The organism is Malikia spinosa (assembly GCF_002980625.1).
Lineage (GTDB): Bacteria > Pseudomonadota > Gammaproteobacteria > Burkholderiales > Burkholderiaceae_C > Malikia > Malikia spinosa.
In genome coordinates this window covers 1-21,768 of record NZ_PVLR01000019.1, presented here as the reverse complement: position 1 = coordinate 21,768, position 21,768 = coordinate 1, and the positions used below count along the sequence as shown (strand labels likewise).

The 21,768-nt window shown below is 59.9% G+C and carries 18 protein-coding genes and 1 pseudogene; 18 read left to right on the top strand and 1 reads right to left on the bottom strand.

Going from position 1 to position 21,768, the window contains the following annotated elements:
* Positions 1-5 precede the first annotated feature (5 nt).
* Positions 6-1,130 (bottom strand): DUF2325 domain-containing protein, encoded by a 1,125-nt coding sequence (locus C6P61_RS07715; protein ID WP_244908834.1) that lies wholly within the window; start codon positions 1,128-1,130, stop codon positions 6-8.
* Between the two features lie 512 nt (positions 1,131-1,642).
* On the opposite strand from C6P61_RS07715, the gene C6P61_RS07710 reads away from it, so the two are divergent.
* The 18 genes and pseudogenes from C6P61_RS07710 to C6P61_RS07625 all read left to right on the top strand — a co-directional run.
* Positions 1,643-2,809, top strand: a complete 1,167-nt coding sequence (locus tag C6P61_RS07710) for a CaiB/BaiF CoA transferase family protein (RefSeq protein ID WP_244908832.1) — start codon at positions 1,643-1,645, stop codon at positions 2,807-2,809.
* A gap of 25 nt (positions 2,810-2,834) precedes the next feature.
* The gene (locus C6P61_RS07705) at positions 2,835-3,800 is read left to right on the top strand and encodes a tripartite tricarboxylate transporter substrate binding protein BugE (RefSeq protein ID WP_105729349.1); all 966 of its coding nucleotides are present in this window, start codon (positions 2,835-2,837) and stop codon (positions 3,798-3,800) included.
* Between the two features lie 168 nt (positions 3,801-3,968).
* A complete protein-coding gene (locus C6P61_RS07700) occupies positions 3,969-5,180 on the top strand; it encodes an ABC transporter substrate-binding protein (protein WP_342352611.1) in 1,212 nt (403 codons plus the stop codon).
* Positions 5,181-5,327: 147 nt separating this feature from the next.
* On the top strand, positions 5,328-6,482 hold the full coding sequence (locus tag C6P61_RS07695) for an iron-containing alcohol dehydrogenase (protein ID WP_105729347.1): 1,155 nt from the start codon (positions 5,328-5,330) through the stop codon (positions 6,480-6,482).
* 194 nt (positions 6,483-6,676) lie between these two features.
* The gene (locus tag C6P61_RS07690) at positions 6,677-7,885 is read left to right on the top strand and encodes an ABC transporter substrate-binding protein (protein ID WP_105729346.1); all 1,209 of its coding nucleotides are present in this window, start codon (positions 6,677-6,679) and stop codon (positions 7,883-7,885) included.
* Positions 7,886-7,955: 70 nt separating this feature from the next.
* Entirely contained in the window at positions 7,956-8,828 is an 873-nt protein-coding gene (locus C6P61_RS07685) for a branched-chain amino acid ABC transporter permease (RefSeq protein ID WP_105729403.1), read from the top strand.
* 10 nt (positions 8,829-8,838) lie between these two features.
* On the top strand, positions 8,839-10,623 hold the full coding sequence (locus C6P61_RS07680; RefSeq protein ID WP_105729345.1) for a branched-chain amino acid ABC transporter ATP-binding protein/permease: 1,785 nt from the start codon (positions 8,839-8,841) through the stop codon (positions 10,621-10,623).
* Positions 10,607-11,311, top strand: coding sequence for an ABC transporter ATP-binding protein (locus C6P61_RS07675; protein ID WP_105729344.1), 705 nt, complete (start codon positions 10,607-10,609; stop codon positions 11,309-11,311). The genes C6P61_RS07680 and C6P61_RS07675 overlap by 17 nt, the downstream gene beginning before the upstream one ends.
* A 24-nt stretch (positions 11,312-11,335) precedes the next feature.
* Positions 11,336-12,109 (top strand): SDR family oxidoreductase, encoded by a 774-nt coding sequence (locus C6P61_RS07670; protein ID WP_244908831.1) that lies wholly within the window; start codon positions 11,336-11,338, stop codon positions 12,107-12,109.
* Between the two features lie 35 nt (positions 12,110-12,144).
* Positions 12,145-13,578: an aldehyde dehydrogenase family protein gene (locus tag C6P61_RS07665; RefSeq protein WP_105729402.1), complete on the top strand. Its 1,434-nt coding sequence runs from the start codon at positions 12,145-12,147 to the stop codon at positions 13,576-13,578.
* Positions 13,579-13,582: 4 nt separating this feature from the next.
* Positions 13,583-14,401: a shikimate dehydrogenase family protein gene (locus C6P61_RS07660; protein WP_105729342.1), complete on the top strand. Its 819-nt coding sequence runs from the start codon at positions 13,583-13,585 to the stop codon at positions 14,399-14,401.
* Entirely contained in the window at positions 14,398-15,786 is a 1,389-nt protein-coding gene (locus C6P61_RS07655) for an FAD-binding oxidoreductase (RefSeq protein ID WP_105729341.1), read from the top strand. The genes C6P61_RS07660 and C6P61_RS07655 overlap by 4 nt, the downstream gene beginning before the upstream one ends.
* A 34-nt stretch (positions 15,787-15,820) precedes the next feature.
* Complete coding sequence (locus C6P61_RS07650) at positions 15,821-17,416, top strand: GMC family oxidoreductase (RefSeq protein WP_105729401.1); 1,596 nt, start codon at positions 15,821-15,823, stop codon at positions 17,414-17,416.
* Between the two features lie 63 nt (positions 17,417-17,479).
* Positions 17,480-18,502, top strand: a pseudogene (locus C6P61_RS07645) (LacI family DNA-binding transcriptional regulator).
* Positions 18,503-18,515: 13 nt separating this feature from the next.
* Positions 18,516-19,628 (top strand): NADH:flavin oxidoreductase/NADH oxidase, encoded by a 1,113-nt coding sequence (locus C6P61_RS07640; protein ID WP_105729340.1) that lies wholly within the window; start codon positions 18,516-18,518, stop codon positions 19,626-19,628.
* Positions 19,629-19,760: 132 nt separating this feature from the next.
* The gene (locus C6P61_RS07635; protein ID WP_105729339.1) at positions 19,761-20,945 is read left to right on the top strand and encodes an acyl-CoA dehydrogenase; all 1,185 of its coding nucleotides are present in this window, start codon (positions 19,761-19,763) and stop codon (positions 20,943-20,945) included.
* A 31-nt stretch (positions 20,946-20,976) separates the two neighbouring features.
* On the top strand, positions 20,977-21,432 hold the full coding sequence (locus tag C6P61_RS07630) for a MaoC family dehydratase (RefSeq protein WP_105729338.1): 456 nt from the start codon (positions 20,977-20,979) through the stop codon (positions 21,430-21,432).
* Positions 21,433-21,456: 24 nt separating this feature from the next.
* Positions 21,457-21,768 (top strand): electron transfer flavoprotein subunit beta/FixA family protein (locus C6P61_RS07625; protein WP_425319738.1); only part of this gene is annotated, 312 nt, incomplete at its 3' end.

The window sequence follows — 21,768 nt, the reverse complement described above, 5'->3', positions numbered from 1 at the left end:
GCCAATCATGGAACCTGCGCGATTTGTTGCAGTGAGCGTGACAGCGACGAGGTGCTGGGATTCTCGACAAAAACGCATTGCTTGCCGTGTCGCTTGCAGAAATCCTTGACCCGCCAGTAGGCGTTGTGGCTGATGCAACCGGTCTGGCAGATGACCAGGTCGGCTGCGCCCAGCACGGCATCGAGCGCCCCCTGGTGGTTTTCCAGGCCCCCGTCGTGATGGGCAAACTGACCGCCCGCCCGTTCGATGACCTCCCGGTAGTGGGCCAGGTTGCCATTGCGACCACCGACACACAGGACGGTCTTCTTCCCGAGATGGAGCGTGATCGGTGCTTCCTTGATCGGGTCCTGCTGAGGCTCGCTGGCCAGCGCAGGCGCGTCTTCCGGTCCGCGCAGGCTCAGTGCGCGTTGCGCTTGACCGAGCTGCTGGCGCAGCTGCGCATTCTGCGTTTCGAGCTCGGCTTGACGGTGGGCGAGCTGTTCCAGTTGCTTGCGCAGCCTTGACGTGTTTTCATAGTCCGGTAGTGACGCCCTGAGCTGCTGCAGGTCCTGGAGCAGGAAGGCGATCCGGGTCTCCTTGCCGATGGTTGCTGCTCGCTGCTGTACCAGCTGGCTGTTCAACTGCTCGATCTCGGCAGACTTCTCCGCGAGCAATTGCGTGCAACGTTGCTGCGCCTTGCCCAGCTCCCGGGCCAGAACGCCATGCTCCCTGAGCAGCAGGTTGAACTTGCCAATGTCGACCCGGATGGCCGCTCCCGCCTGGTGCTGCAGCATGTGCATGTCCCTCAGAACCACTTCCTGCAACACCTCGTCGCAGCGTGGATGTGTCAGCGCGGCCCAGAATGCGCCAGCGACATCGCCTCTGCGCACCGCATCGGCCCACAGCCCGGCCAGCTCCTTGGTGGTCTTGGCTGCCCTGAAGGCCTGGACCGTGCTGGCGTAGCGGGACTCCAGGTCTTTCTGCAGCAGCTCCGAAAGCCGGTTGCGTTGCAGGCATTCGGACACGGCGCCGACGTGGACCTCGTAGTCATCGGCCATCGCCTTGCCGCCGAGCGCCTTGTTGACCAGCTGGCGCAGCGTGCTGAGCGGAAAACACACGCCCACCAGCGGGCAGTGGCACTGGTGCGGCAAGTCCCAAAGACGCCGGCGCCGCGACCCGGCGGATGCCGCAACGGTACTGATGCATTGATCACACATGCGAACGCCTTGCTCTGCGGGTTGAAGTGGCCATGTGCTCCATGTGAACCTCCTGGGAAACAAGTATCTGGCTCATTGTAAATGAGAATCATTGCTATTTGAGGCCAGGGTGCAACTGGGCTTGGCAAGACGTGCCAGGGCTGCTTTTCTCTCATGTCTGGAGCCTGGGAGTGCGGGTTTTCCTGAATGGGGTTTGTACCTAATTTGAATTTAGATATTGGCTATTCTCATATCTTGTTGAGAAAGATTCATGCAGGGCGTTTGGAATCAGAACTACCATGAGTTGGCCAAGTTCACCGGGTTACGCATGACCGGTACCGAAAGCGACCGTTCGCCATCTGGTCAACCTCGAACGACACAACACCTGCGCGGGCCGCCACGAGATGCCAGCGTGGATTCCAGGCCGCGCCATTGCAGGCATCCACCGCCTTCACTCACTGATTCATATGCAGACCAGCTTCCTGCCCCAGATGCTCGACGGTGTTCGAGTGCTCGACTTATCACGCGTGTTGGCAGGGCCCTGGGCCGGCCAGTTGCTCGCCGACTACGGCGCCGATGTCATCAAGGTCGAGCGCCCAGGCTCCGGTGACGACACCCGCGCCTGGGGGCCTCCCTGGTGGGGCAAGGGTGCGGACCGGGTCGCTGCCTATTTCCTGTGTGCCAACCGAGGCAAGCGCTCGCTGGCCATCGACATCGCCAGCCCCGAGGGCATCAGCCAGGTGCGAGAGCTGGCACTCGAAGCCGACATCCTGATCGAGAACTACAAGGTAGGTCAGCTGGCCAAGTACGGCCTGGATGCGGCCAGCCTGCAGGCTATCAACCCGCGACTCATCTACTGCTCCATCACAGGCTACGGACAAGACGGCCCGCTGTCACACAAGGCGGGTTACGACTTTGCCATCCAGGCTGAAGCTGGCTTGATGAGCATCACCGGAGACAAGGGGGGCGAGCCCCAGAAGGTGGGCGTGGCCGTCACTGACCTGATGACCGGGCTGTATGCCGTGACCGCCATCCTCGCCTCACTGCACGAGCGTGCGCGTACCGGACAGGGCCGGGTGATTGACGCCTCCTTGTTCGACGTCCAGGTGGCGATGCTGGCCAACCAGGCCAGCAACCAGCTGGTTGGCCGGACCAATCCGACGCGGATGGGCAATGCCCATCCGAACATCGTGCCCTACCAGGTGTTTCCGACCCGGGACGGCCACATGGTGCTGGCGGTTGGCAATGACGGCCAGTTTGCGCGCTTCTGCGAGGCCGCCGGCCATGCCGATGTGGCTGCCGACCCGCGTTTCGCCACCAATCCGGCCCGGGTCGCGCACCGCGCCGAGCTGGTGCCCTTGCTGACGGGTTGGACCATGTCGCGCAGTACCGCCGACTGGAGCGGGCTGCTGGACCGGGCGGCCGTGCCTTGCTCTCCCATATTGGACATCGAGCAGGTGATGGCGCATCCGCATGTCAAGGCGCGCGGCATGGTGCTGGAGTCTGCCGACAGCAGCGTGCCGCCGATGATCGCGAATCCGATGCGGTTCGATGGCCAACGCCCGACCGCCCCGCTGCCACCCCCTGCGCTGGATGGCGACCGGCAGGGTGGCCGGTGGTCGGATCGGTGTTGAGCATGAAAATCAAGGAGACAACAACATGAACCGCAAGCAATTCCTCTTGGCTGCACTGGCCGCCACATCCTGCCAGTTCGCCTGGTCGCAAGCCTGGCCGCAGAAAGTCATCAAGCTCCAGGTCCCTTTTTCCGCTGGCGGAACGACCGACATCATTGCCCGCAGCATTGCCGAACCGCTGGGCAAGGCACTGGGTCAGACAGTCATCGTCGAGAACAAGGCCGGTGGCGGGGGCACTGTCGGCGCAGCCGAGACCGCACGAGCCGCTCCCGATGGCTATACGCTGGGCATTGCCACGGTCTCGACCACGGCCGCCAACCCGGCGATCAACCCCAGGATTCCCTATCACCCGATCAATGATTTCACGCCGATCATCAACATTGCCGCCACTCCCAATGTGATTGCCGTCCATCCGGATTTCCCGGCCAAGGACTACCGCAGCCTGCTGCGCGAGCTCAAGAAGAGTCCCGGAAAATATTCCTATGCCTCGTCAGGCACGGGTGGAATTGCCCATCTGCAGACCGAGTTGTGGAAGGGGCTGACCGAGGTTTTTCTGACGCATATTCCGTACCGGGGTAGTGGGCCGGCACTCAACGATGTCGTGGCTGGTCAACTGCCTGTGATCTTCGATCAGCTTCCTTCGGCGCTACCCTTTATCAAGGCAGGGAAACTGGTGCCGATTGTGGTTGCAGCACCGCAGCGTGTGGCACAGTTGCCAGACGTGCCGACTTTCAAGGAGGTCGGCTTGGAGTCGGTCAACCGGATGGCCTATTACGGCATAGTCGGGCCCAGGAACCTGCCGCGTGAAATTGTCGACAAGGTCAACAGTGCGGTGCGCATCGCGCTGGAAGATCCTGTGGTGCGCACCCGCATCGAGAACACGAGTTCGATCATCGTGGCCAATACGCCGGAGCAGTTTTCCGCCCAGATCAAGTCCGAGTTCGAGACCTACAGGAAAGTCGTCAGCGACAGAAAGCTCAAGCTCGACTGAATGATGGATTGAAACGGCAATCATCAGGGAAAACCACTAGCTTTCGCTGATGATGGACTGCACAAAAATAAACCGCTTCGGGTTAGTATTTGCTTGCATTTTGTGACTTGAATTTTTTTAGACACAAAATGAAGCGCTTCATTTTTGATTGAATTCGAGGAGATACCTGTGCTGAAGAGAGTTAAAAGACTGACTACTGCAGTTGCCTGTCTGACTACTATGGCCGCTGCGTCGATTCAAGCTCAAGAGATCAAGATAGGAGCTTTGTACCCATTCAGTGGCGGTCTGGCGCTGTTGGGCGATGAAAGCTTTCGCGGTACCCAAATGGCCGTCGATGAACGCAACGCCAGCGGCGGCGTGGATGGAAAAAAGGTGGTCCTGGTGAAAGCCGATGCTGTCGATGCGAACCAGGCGGTCGGCGAAGCTCGCCGCTTGACTTCGGTTGAGGGGGTTTCGGCAATTTTTGGCAGTTTCTCGTCGGGTGTCGCTACCGCCGCCACACAAGTGACTGAACTGTCGGGTGTGCCATATTTTGAGCTCGGTGCGGTTGCAGACACGATCACGGCCAGGGGCTTCAAATATGTGTTCCGCAGCAACTCGACGGCCAAGAGCTTTGCTGATCGCAGCATCGAATCGATCGTCAAGGTCATCGCGCCGACGCTGAAGACTGATCCCAAGGCGCTGAGAATTGCCATCATCTATGAAGATGGCCCTTACGGTACCCTGGTCAGCGGCTTCCAGAAGGAGGAGGCCAAGCGCTTGGGACTGAACGTGGTCGAAAGCCAGGCTTACTCGGCTAAAAGCGTTGACCTGTCCTCTCTTGTGCTTCGTCTCAAGGGCGCCAATGCCGATATCGTTCTGCAAACCTCGTATCAGAACGACACCTTGCTGTTCTTCCGCCAGTCGGCAAGTGCCGGCTACAAGCCTCGGGCCGTGATCGGCGCTGGCGGTGGCTATTCGCTGCAGGAAACTGCCCAGGCCCTGGGTAGCGGAATCGAGGCAGTCTATAACGTGGACTTTCCGCAAATCACCATGAAAGAGGCGGGTGCGCCAGGCTTGAAAGAGTTCGTGGCGGCATATGAAAAGCGGTATGGATCGGCGCCACGCTCGGGTCACAGCCTGGTAAACTATGTGGGTGCCAAGTCGTTTCTTGACATCATGTCAGCGGCCAAATCCACTGATCCTGAAAAAATCCGCCAATCGGCGTTGGCCTATCGCAAGCCGATTGGTTCCAGTGCTGCCGGTTGGGGCTTCCATTTCGGGGAGAACGGGCAGAATCAGCTGGCCTCCAGCAACTTGATGCAGTGGCAAGGCGGCAAGCTGGTGACGGTCTACCCTGAGCATGTGGCCACGGCAAAGCCCGTGCCTGGCAAACAGTAATCCGTTCGCCAGACCTGCATTGAGCAGTTGCCGCTGTGCGATGACTGTGTCTCGCACGGCGGCAAGTGAGGAAATCATCTTCATGAACGTCGATTTTCCTTCCGATGCAGTTGAATTGTTCGCAACAAAGACCATCGATCTTGCAGCATGAATCCATTTCAATTCGAAACAGCGCCACGCATCGTCTGCCAGCCAGGTGCTATCGCTCAACTGGGTACGTTCGCGCGCAACCTGGGCATCTCTCATGTTCTGCTGGTTACCGACGCCGGTCTGCAGCAAGCGGGATTGACGCAAGCGGCTGTGGCTTCCTTGGCGGCCGCTTCGGTGGCGGTTTCCATCTTTTCCGAAGTGCAGGCTGACCCGCCCGAGGCCTGTATCTTGCAAGCCGTTGCGGTCGGCCAGTCTGCAGCTGTCGACGGCGTGATCGGATTTGGTGGCGGCAGTTCACTCGACACGGCGAAGCTGGTGGCCTTGCTGCTGCGCACGCCGCAACTTCTGCAGGACATCTACGGCGCTGGACTCGCGCGCGGGCCCCGGTTGCCGCTGATCCAGGTTCCTACCACGGCTGGCACCGGGTCCGAAGTCACCTGGGTCTCCGTGGTCACCACGCCCGGGCACGAGAAGAAGACCGTGGTGTCTTCCCTGCTGCTGCCCGACCTGGCATTGCTTGACAGCCAGTTGACCGTGGGCTTGCCGCCAGCTGTTACGGCCATGACCGGGATAGACGCCATGGTTCATGCGATCGAAGCGCTGACTACGGTACTGAAAAGAAATCCGATCTCTGATGTGCTGGCTTTGAAAGCCTTGCAGATCCTGTATTCCAACCTGCCGGCAGCGGTGGGTGATGGCCATGATCTCGTGGCGCGCGAGCAGATGCTGTTCGGCTCCTTGCTGGCCGGAATGGCGTTTGGCAATTCGTCCGTCGGAGCGGTCCATGCCTTGGCCTATCCACTGGGCGGGCATTTCCATATTCCGCATGGGCTTTCCAATTCCCTGCTGTTGCCGCATGTGCTGCGCTTCAACCTGGAATCGGCGCAGACAATTTATGCTGAAATGGGACGAGCCATCTTGCCTGGCCTGCTGGCGACCGACGATGGCCACGCTGCCGCAGCATTTGTGCAGGCAATTTCGCAGCGGGTAGCCCGCATGCCCTATGCACAAACCTTGCGTCAGGCAGGCATCCCGCGCAGCGAGCTGCCGCTGCTGGCGCGTGAAGCGATGAAGGTGCAACGCCTGCTGGACCACAATCCCCGCCCGATCGGCTACGAGGATGCACTCGCGATCTACCAGGCTGCCTTCTGATGCCTTCGCCATCCAGCCGCCTTGCGTCCGCTTGGCCGTTCCTAGGGAAAACACTTAGATTTTAGTGGGCGCGTCCGCTTGAAAAATGAAGCGCTTCATTTTATCATGGCGGGGAGTGATGGCCTATTCTCGTTTTTTTTCATTAAAAAATGAAGCGCTTCATTTTTATCGGTCAAATTCTGAAGGAGACAACAATGATCAAGCATTTCAAGCAACTTGCAACGGCCATGGCATGCCTGACCGTGATGGCTGTCACACCGTCACAGGCGCAGGATGTCAAGGTGGGTGCACTCTATCCATTCAGCGGTGGCCTGGCCTTGCTTGGCGACGAAAGCTTCCGTGGCGTGGAAATGGCCGTTGAAGAGCGAAACACCAGTGGCGGCATCAACGGAAAGAAAATCACCCTGTTGAAGGCCGATGCAGTGGATGCCAACCAGGCGGTAGGCGAAGCGCGGCGCTTGACGTCGGTCGAAAATGTATCCGCCATCTTTGGCAGCTATGCCTCCGGCGTTTCATCTGCCGCGACCCAGGTCACCGAATTGGCCGGCGTACCATATTTTGAACTGGGTGCAGTCGCTGACACGATCACTGGCCGAGGATTCAAGTACCTGTTCCGCAGCAATGCGACAGCCAAGAGCTTTGCTGATCGCAGCATCGAATCCATTGTCAAGGTGATTGCTCCGAATCTGAAGATCGACCCCAAGGCACTGAAGATCGCCATCATCTACGAAGACGGTCCTTACGGGACATTGGTGGGCGGATTCCAGAAGGAAGAGGCCAAGCGTCTTGGCTTGAACGTCGTCGAGACACAGGCCTATTCGGCTAAGAGTGTGGACTTGTCTTCACTGGTGTTGCGCCTGAAAGGATCGGGCGCCGATGTCGTGCTGCAGACCTCTTATCAAAACGACACCCTGCTGTTTTTCCGTCAAGCTGCAAGCGCTGGATTCAAGCCCAAGGCGGTGATTGGTGCTGGCGGCGGGTATTCCCTGCAGGAAACGGCGCAGGCACTGGGGACTTCGATTGAAGGGGTTTTCAACGTTGACTTCCCGCAAGTCACGATGAAGGAGGACGGTGCGCCAGGCTTGAAGAACTTTGTTGCCGCGTACCAGAAGCGATATGGGGTCCAGCCCCGGTCCGGGCATAGCTTGGTGAACTATGTGGGAGCGAAGGCTTTCCTTGATGTCATGGTGGAAGCCAAGTCAACCGACAAGGAAAAGATCCGGTCGGCGGTACTTTCCTACAAGAAGCTCGTTGGCTCCAGTGCCGCTGGCTGGGGCTTCCAGTTCGGCGAGAACGGTCAGAACCAGTTGGCCTCCAGCAACCTGATGCAATGGCAAGGTGGCAAGCTGCTGACGGTGTTCCCGGAATCGGTTGCTACAGCAAAGCCCATTGCTGCCAAATAAGGCGCTGCGCGACCTGTCGTTAATTTTTTAAAGTTGCGCGAGGCTAGTCTCTCGCAACATGGGGGTTGCTGTGTCGATATTTATTCAGCTCTTGGTTAACGGACTGCTGCTAGGCGGTGCTTACGCCATCATCAGCATTGGCTTGACACTGATATTTGGCGTCGTCCGGGTCGTGAACTTTGCTCATGGCGAGTTCCTGATGATAGGCATGTATGCCGTCTGGCTGCTGGCGCAACACGCGGGATTGCATCCCTACGCCTCAGCGGTGCTGGTGGCAGTGCTGCTCTTTGTGTTGGGGGCGTTGATGCAGCGACTTGTCATTCAGCCGCTGTTGACAGCAGATGCCCATATCCAGATCTTTGCAACTGTCGGTGTTTCGACGGCACTGCTGAATCTTGCGCTGATGCTGTTTGGTGCAGACATTCGCAAGGCCGAAGTAACCCTGGGTACCGAGCCCTTGACGCTGGGTTCGCTGACCTTCGTCAGCGGGCAAGTCATCACCTTTGTGGTTGCGATTGCCGTGGCTACCGGAATGCACCTGTTCCTGAAGCATACCTACACTGGCCGCGCATTCAGGGCGCTGGCCCAGAATCGGGTATCTGCTGCCCTGATGGGTGTCAACGTCAATAAATCCTATGTGCTGGCATTTGGCATTGGAGCCGGTCTGGTCGGCCTTGCTGCCGGTCTGCTGGCCGTCCAGTATCCCGCCTTTCCGACCGTGGGGCAGTATTTTGTCCTGACTGCTTTCGTGATCGTCGTGCTCGGTGGCATGGGGAGTTTGCCGGGTGCTGTCATCGGCTCCATTTTCATCGGACTGATTGACAGTCTTGCGGGTTACTACGTCGGTCCGGCATTGAAGGAGGTTGTCTACTTCCTTGTTTTCCTGGCCATTCTTATTGTGCGTCCGACCGGTCTGTTCGGTCTGGGTCGCGGATCTGAGTAAAGGACATCCCATGATGCCCCCCATCTTGAACCCACGGGTCTATATCGGACTTCTGGCGTTGTCGGCCATCCTGTGGCTGCCCCTGGCGCTCCAGTCGTCATTTGTCTACCACCTGGCCATCCAGGTCTGTGTCTTTGCCGGCTTGGCGACTGCCTGGAACATCGTTGGTGGATTTGCCGGCCAGTTGTCGCTTGGGCACGCCGTCTTCTACGGTATTGGCAGCTATTCGGCCGGTCTGCTGGTAGCGAAATTCGGCATCTCGCCCTGGATCGGGATGTTTGCGGGTGCCGCAGTCTCATCCGTGGTTGCCCTGCTGATTGCCTATCCGACCTTGCGCTTGCGCGGCCCCTTCTTTTCACTGGCAACGATTGCTTTCCTGGAGGTCGTGCGCCTGCTGGTCACCCACTTCGAGGGCTGGACCGGTGGATCGGCGGGCTTGAACGTTCCGTTGCAGATCGGTCTGCCCTGGATGATCTTTCGCGAAAAGTGGGCCTATCTGCTGGTTGCCTTCGGATTCTTCGCCGTCACCTTGCTGGTGGCATGGCTGATCCGCCGCTCGCGCTTCGGTTTCTACCTGATCGCTGTGCGTGAGCGCGAGGATGCGGCCCGTGCCGTGGGTGTCAATGCGGTGCGTGCAAAGATTGCGGCCGCTGTCATATCGGCGGTGCTGACCAGCCTGATTGGCAGCTTCCACGGCATGTACCTGACGTTCCTGGAGCCTTCCGCGGCATTCTCGCTCGAGCTCTCGATCCAGATTGCCATGTTTGCGCTCATCGGCGGTCTGGGAACGGTGGCGGGTCCGGTGGTCGGTACCGTGCTGGTGCTGCCTGTGGCCGAGTTGGCGCGCGGCTGGCTGAGTGCGTTTGGCAATGGCACTCACGGTTTTGTCTACGGCATGCTGCTGGTGTTTGTCGTGCTGTTCTTCCCCCGTGGTCTGGTCGGCCATCTCAGCCAGCAGGTCCTGCGCCTGATCGATCGGCTGCCGAATGGCCACAAGGCCAAGGCCGCAGAACCCGCCAGGCCGGCTGTCCAGAGGATTGCCACCAGTCTGGGCCAGCCCATCTTGAAGGCCGAGGGCCTGCACAAGCGGTTTGGTGGTCTGAAAGCCACCGACGACGTGTCGCTGACCTTGCATGAGGGCGAGATCCTGGGCGTCATCGGTCCCAACGGGGCTGGCAAGACCACGGTCTTCAACCAGTTGTCGGGGTTCATCCGGCCAGACCAGGGCACGGTGACTGTCCGAACCGGGGTCGACTGGAGTTCGCCGCGGTCTCCGGAAACCTTTGCCAGGGCCGGTGTCGGACGCACGTTCCAGATCGTGCAGCCGTTTGCAGGGTTGTCGGTCATGGAAAACATCATGCTCGGCGCCTTCATGCACACCCGCTTGCGTTCGGAGGCCGAGGCTGTCGCGCGCGAAGTGGCGCACCTGACTGACCTGACCGCGTTGCTCGATACCGAGGCGCGCAGCCTCACGGTGGGCGGAATGAAGCGCCTGGAAGTGGCGCGCGCCTTGGCCACCCGACCACGGGTCCTGCTGCTCGACGAGGTGCTGGCCGGATTGAATCCTTCTGATGTGGCACGCGCTATTGAAATGATCAAGAGGATTCGAGATTCCGGTGTTTCGGTGCTGATGATCGAACATCTGATGCAAGCGACCATGGCCTTGTCTGACCGCATCGTTGTCATCAACGTCGGCAAGGTGTTGCGCGAGGGCAAGCCGGCTGATGTCGTCAATGACCCGGCCGTGATCGAGGCTTATTTAGGAAAGGGCTACACCCATGCTCAAGCTGCGTGATGTAACCGCGGGTTACGGAAAAAGTGAGGTTCTGCGTGGTGTCTCGCTCGAGGTGCATGCGGGTGAGGTGGTCACGCTGGTGGGGGCCAATGGCGCCGGCAAGACCACTACGCTGAAAACCCTTTGCGGCCTTGTCAAGGCACGCAGTGGTTCGATCGAGTTCGACAGCTTGAATTTGACCAGCCACGCTCCGCATGAAATCGTGGAGCTTGGCATCACGATGATTCCTGAAGGGCGGCAACTGTTCCCGTTCCTGACCGTCGAGGAAAACCTGCTGATGGGTGCCTACAAGACTTCGGCCCGCCCATTCCACAAGGAGCGCATGGAGAAAGTCCTGGAGATTTTCCCGCGTGTCAAGGAGCGACTGGCACAGCTGGCCGGTTCTCTTTCCGGCGGTGAACAGCAAATGGTGGCGATTGCACGCGGCATGATGGCCGACCCGCGCTTGCTGGTCTTTGACGAGCCGTCGCTGGGCTTGTCGCCACTGTTGGTGGATCAGATGTTTGATGTGGTGCGAACCGTCGCCGATCAAGGCACCACGGTATTGCTGGTCGAGCAAAACGTTTTCCATACCCTGCAGATCGCTGATCGTGGTTACGTTCTCGAGAATGGCTGCATCACCCTCAGTGGCACGGGCCGCGAATTACTGGATAACCCGCATGTGCGACGCGCGTATCTGGGGCATTGAGATCACCCGATCAGGAGGCAACAAGTGGAAGCTACATTGACGCACAAAGGTCGCGTGGTCCTGGTGACTGGCGGTGGTGGTGGCATTGGTTCGGAGATCGTCAGGCAATACGCCCGCCAGGGTGCCGCTGTCGGCGTGGTCGATCGCTCGCCCGAAGTGGCCAATGCCCTGGTTTCAACCCTGGCGGCCGAAGGCTGCAAGGTGCATTTCGCCGCGGCTGATGTCGGAAACTATGCGGATTGCGAGGCGGCCTGCCGCAGCGTGGTCGCAGCGTTGGGGCCTGTTGACACCTTGATCAACAACGCAGGCATTTCACCCAAGCATGCCGGGCTTCCGTCACCGATCTGGCAGATGGAGCCGGCGGAATGGCTGCAGGTGATGGACGTCAACCTGAATAGCGTATTCAACTTCACCCGGTTGTTGGCGCCGGGCATGGTGCAGCGCCGTTTTGGTCGGATTGTCAGCATGTCTTCGGTCGCAGGAAAAGCCTATCTGGATATCGTTGCGGCGCATTACAGCACCACCAAGGCCGGCCTGATCGGCCTGACGCGGCACCTGGCGGGAGAGCTTGGCCCACATGGCATCACCGTGAACGCACTGGCGCCCGGTCGGGTGGATACCCCGATGGTGGCCGGAGCGCCGCGCGAAGCCAATGAGGCGGTCATTGCCGTGACTCCCCTGCGGCGTCTAGGTAAACCGGTTGAGGTGGCTGATGCCTGCCTGTTCTTGACTTCAGACCAGTCGAGCTTCATCACTGGGCAAGTGATTGATGTCGCCGGCGGTTGGCTGATGACCTGAAATAAATTGCGAGGAACCATTCAATGAACACCAAGTTGCACAAGAATTTCATAGCCGGTGAATGGGTTGAGGGAGTCACGGCTGGATTGAACATCAATCCGTCCGATACCCGGGACGTCATCGGTGAATACAGCCGAGCTGATGCGGCCCAGACCGAACAGGCAATTGAGTCGGCCTACCAGGCTCAGAAGACCTGGGCCCAGTGGACTGCCGAGCAGCGCTCCGACGCGCTGGACAGGATCGGTACCGAGGTGCTGGCCCGTCGCAATGAGCTCGGAGAGCTGCTGGCGCGCGAAGAGGGCAAGACGCTTGCAGAAGGCATCGGGGAGGTGGTACGCGCCGGTCGTGTCTTCAAGTTCTTCTCGGGCGAAGTGTTGCGCCTGGCCGGCGAGAAACTGCCCTCCATCCGACCGGGCGTCGATGTCGAGGTGACACGCGAACCTGAGGGTGTGGTGGGCATCATCACGCCGTGGAATTTCCCGATCGCGATTCCTGCCTGGAAAATCGCGCCGGCGCTGGCTTTTGGTAACGCTGTCGTCTTCAAGCCGGCCGATCTGGTTCCGGGCAGCGCCTGGGCCTTGTCTGAAATCATTGCCCGTGCCGGACAGTTGCCAGCCGGCACCTTCAATCTGGTCATGGGACCCGGCTCCAAGGTGGGTCAGACGCTGGCCCATTCGCGCAAGGTGCGGGCCCTCACGTTCACGGGTTCCGTCTCCACCGGCCGCAGCATCGGCATGACCTGCATGGAGCGCGGCGCAAAGGTTCAGCTGGAAATGGGCGGCAAGAACCCGTTGGTGGTGCTCAATGATGCAGATCTCGAACTGGCCGTCTCGGTTGCTATCAATGGCTCTTTCTTTTCCACCGGCCAGCGCTGCACCGGTTCCAGCCGCCTGATCGTGGAAGACGGCATACACGACCAATTTGTCGCAGCCATGGCGCAGCGCATGGCCGCACTGCGGGTGGATCATGCGCTCAAGGCCGGTACCGATATCGGTCCCGTCGCATCGCAAGACCAGCTCGATCAAGACCGCCATTACATCGAACTGGGTTGTCAGGAGGGTGGGGTTCTGTACGCCGGTGGTGAATTGTTGCAGCGTGACACGCCGGGCTTCTATCTGGCCCCGGCACTCATCACGCAAACGCACAACGCCATGCGAATCAACCGTGAGGAGGTATTCGGTCCCGTGGCATCCGTGGTGCGCGTGCGCGACTACGAGGAAGCGGTTCACCTCGCGAACGATACCGATTTCGGACTTTCTTCCGGTATCTGCACCACTTCCCTCAAGCATGCTACCGATTTCAAGCGCCGTTCCACGGCAGGGATGGTCATGGTCAACGTGCCGACCGCCGGTGTGGATTACCACGCTCCGTTTGGTGGAAGAAAAGGATCGAGCTATGGACCGCGCGAGCAGGGATCTCACGCGCGTGAGTTCTACACCTCTGTCAAGACTGCCTACACACTGGCCTGATCACATGCATCAAATTACTGGAAACACCCGGATCTTCGGCATACTTGCCGACCCCATTCAGCACGTCAAGACACCGCAAGGCATCAATCAGCATTTTGCTGCCGAGGCGTTCGATGGCGTGATGGTGCCGATTCATGTCGGTGAAGGCGAACTGGCCACCGTGGTGCAAGGCCTGCGTGCAGTGAGAAACCTGTCCGGTTTCGTGGTCACCGTACCCCATAAATCGGCCATGGTGGCCTTGTGCGACCAGGTCTCTGCGGCCGCGAGGCTCATCGGTGCAGTCAATGTGGTGCACCGTTCTGCAGACGGCCGTCTGCACGGCACCATGCTGGACGGCGAAGGCTTCGTCGCGGGCCTGCGCCAACAGGGCATCGAGCCCGCTGGCCTCAGTGCCTACCTGGCCGGAGCCGGAGGCGCTGCCAGCGCGATCGCCTTTGCGCTGGTGCGGGCCGGAGTCAGCCGTCTCACGGTGGCCAACCGCACGAGCGACAAGGCACTGCAGCTGATCGAGCGCATCCGCTCGATCCATCCTGCTGCCGTGCTGAACGTAGGCACGGAAGATCCGTCAGGGCATGAGCTGGTGATCAACGGCACCTCGCTGGGCTTGCGCCCGGGTGATGCGCTGCCCTTGCAGGCAGACAAGCTGCAGGCCTCGCAGGTGGTGGCCGAAATCATCATGCAGCCCGCCGAGACCCCGCTCTTGAGTGCGGCCAAGGCCCGAGGCTGCCGGATTCATTTTGGCGCACCCATGCTCTCGTCGCAGTTGGCACTGATGGCGGCCTTCATGCGGGGCAAGCTGGAGCAGCTTGAGGTGGCACCATGAGTGCCGAGGCGCTGTTGCTGGCCTTGCGCCAATCGCTGGGCGAACTTGCTGTCCTGACCGACGAACGAGACCTGGAGCCTTACTGCCACGACTGGCGCCACATGTTCAAGGGACGTCCCTTGTGTGCGCTGTTGCCACGCAATACCGAGCAGGTGGCCGCGGCGGTTCGGCTCTGTGCGGCTGCGGGTTATTCCGTCGTGCCTCAGGGCGGAAACACCGGCCTGTCCGGAGGCGCTACGCCGGATGACAGCGGCCGCCAGGTCGTGCTGTCTCTGGCTCGCATGAACGCGATCCGTCACATTGATGTCGTGGGCGAGACGATTGAAGTCGAGGCCGGCTGTGTCTTGCAAACTGCACAGGAGGCGGTGGCGGAGCAAGGGCTGCTGTTGCCGATCAGCCTGGCAGCAGAAGGATCCGCCCGCATCGGTGGCATCGTCTCGACCAACGCCGGTGGCACCAACGTGTTGCGTTACGGCATGGCCCGTGCCCGTGTCATGGGCCTGGAAGTCGTGATTGCCGACGGTCAAGTGATCAATGGCTTGCGTAGTTTGCGCAAGGACAACGCTGGCTATGACTGGAAGCAGTGGTTCATCGGTACCGAGGGGACGCTGGGCATCGTGACCGCTGCCGTCCTGCAACTGGCACCGATGCCCAGGTATCGGGTCACGGCGCTGTTGGCCGTGGCTTCGGCGCAACACTCATTGGCCGTTCTTTGCGCTGCCCGGCGTGCCATAGGCGAGACATTGACCGGATTCGAGCTGATGTCCGGCGCTGCACTCGAGCTGGTGGCGCGACATCAACAGCTCAGGCTGCCGTTGACCGATTCCGCCTGGTATGTCCTGCTGGAGGCCAGTTCTTCGCTGCCCGGCTTGCGTGAGGCGACTGAGTCCTTGCTCGGCGACTTGCTGGAGCAAGAGATGGCGACCGATGGTGTCGTGGCTGAGTCAGAGCGTCAGGAAGCCGAGCTGTGGGCCTTGCGGGAATCCATTACCGAAGCCGAGGGCAAGGAGGGACGATCGATCAAGCACGATGTGTCGGTGCCAATTTCCGCCATTCCCGCTTTCCTGGCGCAGGCTGACCAAGCGGTTCAGCAGGCATTTCCAGAGGCCAGGATCAATGCCTTTGGCCATGCCGGCGACGGCAACATCCACTACAACGTCATCGTTGCCCCGGGGGTGGATGCTGCTGCCTTGAATCGGCTGGTGCACGACGTCGTGTGTTCGTTTGGCGGCAGCATTTCTGCCGAGCACGGCATTGGGCAATACCGCGTCAGTGAAATGGTGCGGTGTCGCGCACCAGCGGAGCTTGAGATCGCACGGCGCGTCAAGCATGCCCTTGATCCTCACAATTTCTTGAACCCGGGCAAGGTGTTGCCTCTTCAATGATCCCTGCCGGATCTGATTTTGATTGCGCACGATCATGGAAACATTCGACTACGTCATCGTCGGTGGTGGAACGGCCGGCTGCGTGCTGGCAGACCGCCTGTCGGCCTCTGGCAAGTTCCGCGTTCTTTTGCTGGAGGCCGGCGGCGAGCCCTCCAGCCTGTGGATACCCATACCGGCCGGCTTCAGCAAGCTGCTGACCAACAAGAAATACAACTGGCTGTTCAAGACGGCACCGGAAGAAAATACCAAGGGACGGGTAATCTCCGTGCCCCGTGGCAAAGGCCTGGGTGGCTCAACGCTGATCAACGGAATGATCTACGTGCGTGGGCAACCCGAGGACTACGACGCCTGGGAGGCTGACGGTGCTGTCGGATGGGGATACCGTGACGTTTCACCTTATTTCAGCAAGCTGGAGAACTACCAGCCCGGCGGTTCGACTCGGGGGAAGGCGGGTCCGTTCCATCTGGAGCAGGTCAACGAACGCTTTCCGATCTCCGATGCTTTCTTGAAGGCCGCGGCCCAGGATGGTCAGCCTTACAACGAGGATTACAACTCGCCCACCCAGGAAGGATTTGGCTATTACCAGGTCAACCAGTTGAACGGTCGTCGCTGGAGCGCTTATGACGCTTATCTGAAGCCAGCCCGATCCCGCTCCAATCTGGTGGTTGAAACCCATGCCCATGTGTTGCGGCTGGAGCTCAGCGGCAAGCGCTGCACCGGAGTGACATACCGGCAGAATGGTCGCGAAGTGACGGTCGGCGCTGCGACCGAAGTCGTGCTGGCGGCAGGAGCGATCCAGACCCCACAAATCCTTGAGCTGTCAGGGATTGGTTGCCCTGAGTTGCTGCAGTCACTGGGGATTCCTGTTCGGCATGTGTCGAGAGGGGTGGGGGAGAACTACATCGACCATTTTGCCACCCGCATGAACTGGCGTGTGAAGAACACGGTCACTCTCAACGAGATGTCCAGAGGCTGGCGCTTGGCGCGTGAGGTTGCCAAATATTTCTCGGCCAAGAAAGGCATCCTCACCCTGGGAACGGGTCTGGTTCATGGATTCCTGAAGACTCGGCCGGACCTGCTGACGCCTGATGCCCAGTATTTCATGGTCCACGCCAGTTATGCCAACGCGGCTGAACGTGTCCTCGATCGATTGCCGGGCATGACAATTGGTGTTGCGCAATTGCGGCCAGAGTCGAAAGGTAGCATCCATATCCAGTCCAGCAATCCTTTTGATCAGCCTGTCATTCGCCCTAATTTTCTTGCCAGCGAAGTCGATCAGCGCTGCATGATCGACAGCATGAAATTGGCGCGCCGCATCGTCAGTCAACCCGCCATGAAGGATTACATCGATCACGAGATCAGCCCTGGCGTCGGAGTGAAATCGGATCTTGAATGGCTGGAGTTTGCCAGGAGCAACGGGCAGACCATCTACCATCCGATTGCCACTTGCAGAATGGGTTCCGATGCAAATGCCGTGGTGGACTTGCGCCTGAAGGTCAGGGGGCTCGATGGCTTGAGGGTCGTTGACGCCTCGGTGATGCCGAAAATGGTGTCAGGAAACATACAAGGAGCGGTGATAATGGTGGCAGAAAAAGGCGCTGACCTGATCCTTGAAGACCGTCGTGCCTGAGAAGCCTGGCAGTTTCCCGCGAGTTCGGTCACTTTCAACCAGGTCGATCCAGTATTCAAATTTATGACAACAACTACCCGTCCCACTCTTGAGGATGTCGCTCGCTTGGCTGGTGTATCTTTGGGCAGTGCCTCGCGCGCATTGTCCGTTCCTGATCAGGTCAAGTCGTCAACATTGGAGCGTGTGACGCGGGCAGTAAAAGAGTTGGGGTATGTGCGCCATGGTCCTGCGCGCGCATTGGCTTCGCGCAAGACGCGTTCGGTGGCCGCCATTTACCCGACGCTGGACAACCCCATATTTGCCGTGTCCATACAGTCCTTGCAGCAGACGCTTTGGAGCCTGGGTTACCAGTTGTTCGTGGCCAGCCATGAATATCGGCCCGAGCGCGAGCTGGATCTGTTGCGTTCCTTTGTCGAGCGCGGCGTGGATGCTGTGGTATTGGTTGGAACGGACCATGATGATGCTGTCTTCGAGTTGCTTGAGCAGTACATGATTCCCTATGTGCTGACCTAGTCGTTGGACGAGGCGAACAGCCGTCCGTGCGTCGGTTTTTCCTATTACGACGCTACCTTCGAGATGGCTCGGCTGGTCTTGGCGTACGGGCACACCCAAATCGCCATCTGTCCCGGCTTGTCTTATCGCAACGAGCGTGTCCGCGCCCGTATTGCCGCGACGCAGGATGCACTCCAGGCCGCAGGTCTGAAGCTCAGGCCTGAATGGATCATCGAGCAGCCTTTCACCTTCGAGGGCGGACGGCAAGCCGTGATCCAGTTGCTCAGCCATCCGGACCGGCCATCAGTCCTCATTTGTGGCACCGATCTGCAAGCAGTCGGTGCCATGGCCGAGTGTCGCGAGCAAGGCATCAGCGTTCCTGACGACCTGTCCATCACAGGCTCGGACGACATTGAGCTGGCTCATCTGGTTCAGCCCAAGTTGACGACGGTTCATGTGCCGACCAACGAGATCGGTATCCGTGCGGCGCACCGGATCGTCAGTCTGATAGAGGGGAATTCCGTCTCCGATGAGCTGCCCTTGTTGTCCGGCGTGGTGCTCAGGGACAGCTTGAAGAAGATTGAAAAGCAATAACCAAGGGTAGATCATGAGCATGCTTTTTTCTGCTTTCGATCTGGGTCGGCTCAGGCTGGGCAACCGGATCGTGATTGCGCCGATGTGCCAGTATTTGGCCCATGATGGCAATGCCAGTGATTGGCACCTGGTGCATCTCGGGCATCTGCTGCTTTCTGGCGCTGGCTTGCTGATTCTGGAAGCGACTGCGGTCGAGGCTCTGGGTCGGATATCGCCGCATGACCTTGGCCTCTGGTCTGACGAGAACGAGCAGGCCTTGAGCCATGTGCTGTCATCCGTCAGAAAACATGCTTCGATGCCTGTTGCGATTCAACTGTCGCATGCGGGGCGCAAGGCTTCCAGCCATGTGCCATGGCAGGGTGGGCAGTTGATTCCTGTCGACCAGGGCGGCTGGACGCCCTTGGCGCCTTCTCCGGTTCCACCGTCGCCCGGCGAGCCTGCACCCGAGGCCCTGGACCAGGAATCCCTGGTCCGAATTCGAGATGCCTTTGCCTTGGCGGCTCAGCGGGCATGCCGTATTGGTATTGATGCGATAGAAGTGCATGCCGCGCATGGCTATCTGTTGCACCAGTTCCTGTCGCCCTTGTCGAATTTCCGCACCGATGAGTTTGGCGGTTCGCTGTCGAATCGAATACGGTTTCCGCTTGAAGTTTTCGAGGCGGTCCGATCGGCGGTGCCAGAATCAATGCCCGTTGGTGTGCGGATTTCTGCCACGGACTGGGTCGAGGGTGGTTGGGATCTCGAGCAGAGCCTCGCTTTTGCCGACGAGCTCAAGCAGCGTGGTTGTACTTTCATCCATGTTTCCAGTGGCGGACTCTCTCCATTGCAGAAGATTCCGCTCGGACCTGGCTACCAGGTGGATTTTGCGGCTTCCATCAGGCGTGCGACAGGGCTGCCGACCATGGCGGTTGGCCTCATTACCGAGCCGCAACAGGCCGAGGACATCATTGCCAGCGGCAAGGCCGATATGGTGGCCTTGGCGCGAACCATCCTGTTCAATCCACGCTGGCCTTGGCATGCTGCTGCTGCGCTGGGGGGGCAAGTCGAGGCCCCGGCGCCCTATTTGCGCTCTCTGCCGCGCGGCCTACCAGCCATTTTCGGCGATGTGCGGTTTGGTCAACGCTGAGTAGGACTACCTCTAGATATTTGTTTTTCTCATATCTTGTTGAGAAAGATTCGTGTCAGCTTCAGCAGACGGCAACTACCATGAGTTTGTCCGATCTATCGTTACTCGCATAACCCGTACAGAGGAGCCGTCATGAGTGCCAACGCCCGTTTTTCCTGGTCCGATCCCTTCCAGCTCGAAACCCAACTGACTGACGACGAGCGCCAGGTGCGCGACGCCGCGCATGCCTACTGCCAGGAAAAGCTGCTGCCGCGCGTGCAACTGGCCTTCCGCCACGAGTCGACCGATCCGGCGATCTTCCGCGAGATGGGCGAGCTCGGCCTGCTGGGCGTGACCATCCCTGAAGCTTACGGCGGCTCGGGCCTGAACTATGTCTGCTACGGCCTGGTGGCGCGCGAGGTCGAGCGCGTCGACTCCGGCTACCGCTCGATGATGAGCGTGCAGTCCTCGCTCGTGATGGTGCCGATCAACGAATTCGGCACCGAGGAGCAGAAGCAGAAATACCTGCCCAAGCTGGCGCGCGGTGAATTCATCGGCTGCTTCGGCCTGACCGAACCCAACCACGGCTCCGACCCGGCCAGCATGATCACTCGTGCCCGCAAGGTGCCGGGCGGCTATTCGATCAGCGGCGCCAAGATCTGGATCACCAACAGCCCGATCGCCGACGTGTTTGTGGTCTGGGCCAAGGACGACGAAGGCGCGATCCGCGGCTTCATCCTCGAGAAGGGCTGGAAGGGCCTGAGCGCGCCAGCCATCCACGGCAAGGTCGGCCTGCGTGCCTCGATCACCGGCGAGATCGTGATGGACGAGGTGTTCTGCCCGGAAGAGAACGCCTTCCCGACCGTGCGCGGCCTCAAGGGCCCGTTCACCTGCCTCAACAGCGCCCGCTTCGGCATCGCCTGGGGCGCCCTGGGTGCCGCCGAGGACTGCTACGCCCGCGCCCGCCAGTACGTGATGGATCGCCAGCAGTTCGGCCGCCCGCTGGCCGCCAACCAGCTGATCCAGAAGAAGCTGGCCGACATGCTGACCGAGATCAGCCTGGGGCTGCAAGGCTGCCTGGCGCTGGGCCGCATGAAGGACGCCGGCAATGCGCCGGTCGAAGTCACCTCGATCCTCAAGCGCAACAGCTGCGGCAAGGCGCTCGACATCGCCCGCATGGCTCGTGACATGATGGGGGGCAACGGCATCAGCGACGAGTACGGCGTGGCGCGTCACCTGGTCAACCTCGAGGTGGTCAACACCTACGAAGGCACCCATGACGTGCATGCGCTGATCCTGGGTCGCGCCATCACCGGTCTGGCGGCATTCGCCAACTAATCTTCTTCAACAGCTACCAGGGAACCAGCAGATGAACGCAGAAAACGGATACGACATCGAAGACCTGCAAGTGGGCATGACCGCCACCTTTGCCAAGACGATCACCGAGGCCGATATCGTGCTGTTCGCTGGTGTCTCGGGTGACAACAACGCGATCCACACCAACGAGGAGTTCGCCCAGACCACGATTTTTGGTGGCCGCATCGCGCATGGTTTCCTGTCTGCCAGCGTGATTTCTGCGGCAGTGGCCAATCGCCTGCCTGGGCCTGGCACCGTTTACCTCAGCCAGGCGCTCAGGTTCAAGGCGCCGGTCAGGCCGGGTGACACGGTTCATGCGACCGTCACTGTCAAGTCCTTGAATCCCGAGAAGGCCAGGGCCGAACTGGAGACGGTTTGCACCGTCAAGGGCAAGGTCGTCATCGAAGGCGAAGCGCTGGTGATGACATCTTCCTCGGCGCGTCGTGCCGCGGCAGCAGCCAAAAGCTGATCATTTTCAAATTCGGAGTCAAACATGAAGATCCTCGTCCCCGTCAAGCGCGTGGTGGACTACAACGTCAAGGTGCGGGTCAAGGCCGACGGCACGGGCGTGGACATCGCCAACGTCAAGATGAGCATGAACCCGTTCGACGAGATCGCGATCGAGGAAGCGGTGCGCCTGAAGGAAAAGGGCGCTGCGACCGAAGTGATCGCGGTCTCCTGCGGCGTCGCCCAGTGCCAGGAAACCCTGCGCACCGCGCTGGCCATCGGTGCTGACCGGGCGATTCATGTCGAAACCGACGCCGAGCTGCAGCCGCTGGCAGTGGCCAAGCTGCTGGCCGCGCTG